This window comes from Mycobacterium sp. 1245852.3 (genome assembly GCF_001669335.1).
GTDB lineage: Bacteria > Actinomycetota > Actinomycetes > Mycobacteriales > Mycobacteriaceae > Mycobacterium > Mycobacterium europaeum_A.
Genome location: NZ_LZLL01000355.1, coordinates 1 through 2,812, shown reverse-complemented (window position 1 = coordinate 2,812; position 2,812 = coordinate 1). Strand labels below are relative to the sequence as shown.

Sequence of the window (2,812 nt, the reverse complement as noted above, 5' to 3'; positions counted from 1 at the left end):
GGCCACCGCCGCGAAGACCCAGGCCGAGGTGGACGCGCAGCGCGAGATCCAGCAAGCCAAGGCCGAAGAGCGCGCGGAAATCCGCGAAGCGTCCGAGGACATCGTCGACGCCGTCGCCGAGCATCAGACCTCGGTTCAGGTGGCCCGCAACGACGAGTCGGAAGCCGACCGTCTGCGACGCCATGCCCAGAACGTGACCGACGAAGCCGACCTGCCCTGACGGCGGGCCTTACCCAGGAGAAGTTGATGAAAATTTCCGAAGTCCCGTTGGCAGTTCTGCGGTTTCATTACCAGCTCGCCCGGTTCCCGCTGCAGTTGATCGAGGATCGGGTGGTCAACCGCATCCCGACGGAAGCTCCCGCGCGACTGCTCTACGAGCGCTCGCTGGGCATGCTCGACACCACGGTGGGCAACGCGCTCGGTGATCCGGCGATCGTCGAACGGGGGACCGCCCTGGTCGATCGCAGCGACGCGCTGGGCCGTGCGGCTCAATTGGATGCCAGGGCCGCCGCCCGGAAGGAACAGGCCGACGCGAAGCTCAAGGGCGCCCGCGACGAGGCGATCCGCGAGCGCGAGGAGGCGCAGCAGGCCACCAAGCAGGAGGTCAAAGAGGCACGCGTCAACGCCGAGCAGCGCAAGCGTGCGGCGGCGCAGTCGGCGCAGCAGCAGAGCGCCGCGGCCAAGCAGCGCGCCGACGAGGCGGCCGCCAAGCGCAAGCAGGGGGTCGAGTCAGCCAAGCGCCAGGTGGAAAGCCGGACTCAGGCCGCCGAGAAGGCCGCGGCCAAGGCCTCGGCCGCCAAGGTCGACGAAGCCGAGGACAAGCTCGGCGAGGCGGCCGCCACGCGCGCCGAGGCGGATCGGGTGGCCGAGTTGGCGGCCGCCGAGAAGCGGCAACGGCAAGAGGAGCGGGCGAAGGACTGAGGCCGCCTCTAGGTTTGCGGCGAGCCCTGGTTGATCCGGTCGGCCGCAAACGTGGCGGCCTGGGCCGTCATCCCGGCGTCGATGTAGGAAACGTGGGCCATGATGTTGCCGCCGCCGGAGCAGATCGGGTCGTCGGGCGCACACAAGCTGGTGACCTTGCCGCTATAGGCAGGACTGATTGTCGGTAGCGGCTGACCGCCCCACAGCATGCTGGAGAACTGGCTGGTGGGCTCGCCGAAGAGGGCGACGGCGGCGACGTGGTTTGCCGCCGCGGGTGGCAGCGCGTTGGTGGCCAGATCGATCACCGTCGAGCCCTGGGAGTAGCCGCCCAGCACGATGCGCGAGTTCGGGCAGCCGGCGATGACGTCCTGGATGTGTGTGCTTGCGTCGGCGGCGCCCGCGTTGGCGCTGTTGTGATAGTCGTCGTTGGCCGGGTAGTTGACCGCGTAGACGTCGACGGACTTACCGCCGAGCTGCGAGGTGAGCGAGTCGACGAAGGCCTGTCCGATGTTGCCGAGGCCGGGCTCCTGATGGGTGCCCCGGGCGAAAACCACCGAGACATCCGAGCAGGGATCGGCGGCGGCTGTGGGGCCGCCGATGGGTGCACTCAGCAGCGCCCACATCATCAGAACCGGGATACCAACCAAGCGAGCAAGTCCGCGTGCACTCATGCCGAAATCCTGTCATATCGGCGGTTCCGGCGGTTCCGGCGGTTGGCGCTGGGCCGGCCGGACGCCGGTGGGAAGACGAAAGACGTTGCGCCCCAGTGCTAATTGCTAGGTCCCGGTGGTGCGGATGCGGATGGGTCCGGCCCAGTCGCCGTCGGGGTCGACGGCGTTGCCGCGCTGGGTGATCTCCACGTCACCCGATCTGGCGAGGCGCCGGGCGGCCAGGCGGGCGTCGTCCATCAACGCGCGCCAGTCGTCGCCGCCCACCGCGCGGGCGGCGTCCGACGGGCAGATGCTGCTGCGCGGCCCGCGATGCTCGGCCAACGCGCGGATCGACGCCTCCAGCCGCTGCCCGATCGGTCCGTCGCCGAGGGCGGTCTCGGCGTGGTCGGCGCCGCGGCCGCCATCGCTGAGCACGCGAACCAGTTCGTCACGCAATCGCTGACCCATCCCACCAGTCAAGGCCACGGCGTCACCGGTTCGCCACCGCCCGATGGAACCGCGCCCGGCGGGCGGGCGTTGGATAAACATGCCGCCCACGCTCGCCGAAGACACGAATGCGCACCGGGCGCCGGCCGACCTCACGGACCGTCTTCTCGACATCAAGCGGATCTACCACGAGCCCGACATCGACCGGTTCCCCCGCGCGCGCCAGGTGCTGGACCGATTTCCCGACGCCGAGCGCATCCAGGTCGCCTCGCACCAGGCGATTCCGGGCCTGTATGGCAACGAGGGCAACGTCGAGGACTGGGTCCGCATCAAACGAGAAGTGCTCGTCCTGGGCGAGAAGAAGAGCCTGTCGGCGCGCCGCAACGAGCGGTCCAGCGATTGGATCGCGCCCTCGACGGCCAATGGGTGCGCGATGGCGTGCTCGTATTGCTACGTCCCGCGCCGCAAGGGCTTCGCCAACCCGATCACCGTGTTTGCGAACATCGAGAAGATCACCGGTTACCTCGAACGCCACGCCGCCCGTCAGGGCGTCAAACCCGAGCCCAATCAATGCGATCCCGTCGACTGGGTCTACGACATCGGGGAGAACAGTGACTGCTCGGCCGATGCGATGGTGTCCGACAACGTGGCCGACCTGATCGAGCTGTTCGCCCGCCTTCCCAATGCCAAGGCCAGCTTCGCGACCAAGCTCGTCAACCGCGACCTGCTGAACCGTGACCCCAGGGGCGGCACCCGCGTGCGGTTCAGCCTGATGCCGGCGCAGGCATCGCGCC

4 protein-coding genes and 1 pseudogene are annotated in these 2,812 nt (G+C 68.9%); 3 read left to right on the top strand and 2 right to left on the bottom strand.

From position 1 onward, the window contains the following. Positions 1–220, top strand: a pseudogene (locus A9W96_RS32210) (CsbD family protein); the annotation flags it as partial. A 26-nt stretch (positions 221–246) separates the two neighbouring features. After that, entirely contained in the window at positions 247–921 is a 675-nt protein-coding gene (locus A9W96_RS15950) for an IF2 family translation initiation factor (RefSeq protein WP_066863100.1), read from the top strand. Between the two features lie 8 nt (positions 922–929). Here A9W96_RS15950 and A9W96_RS15945 read toward each other — a convergent pair whose 3' ends face one another. Both A9W96_RS15945 and A9W96_RS15940 read right to left on the bottom strand, forming a co-directional pair. Then, positions 930–1,592: a cutinase family protein gene (locus A9W96_RS15945; RefSeq protein WP_067141149.1), complete on the bottom strand. Its 663-nt coding sequence runs from the start codon at positions 1,590–1,592 to the stop codon at positions 930–932. 105 nt (positions 1,593–1,697) lie between these two features. After that, positions 1,698–2,039, bottom strand: coding sequence for a DUF3253 domain-containing protein (locus tag A9W96_RS15940; RefSeq protein ID WP_082972307.1), 342 nt, complete (start codon positions 2,037–2,039; stop codon positions 1,698–1,700). 79 nt (positions 2,040–2,118) lie between these two features. Here A9W96_RS15940 and A9W96_RS15935 point away from each other — a divergent pair. Continuing rightward, a partial coding sequence (locus A9W96_RS15935) for a spore photoproduct lyase family protein (RefSeq protein ID WP_369830838.1) occupies positions 2,119–2,812 on the top strand: 694 nt, incomplete at its 3' end.

Coding starts and splice junctions, on each gene's coding strand:
- A9W96_RS15950 (WP_066863100.1), top strand. CDS start 247: ATGAAAATTTCCGAAGTCCCGTTGGCAGTTCTGCGGTTTCATTACCAG.
- A9W96_RS15945 (WP_067141149.1), bottom strand. CDS start 1,592: ATGAGTGCACGCGGACTTGCTCGCTTGGTTGGTATCCCGGTTCTGATG.
- A9W96_RS15940 (WP_082972307.1), bottom strand. CDS start 2,039: ATGGGTCAGCGATTGCGTGACGAACTGGTTCGCGTGCTCAGCGATGGC.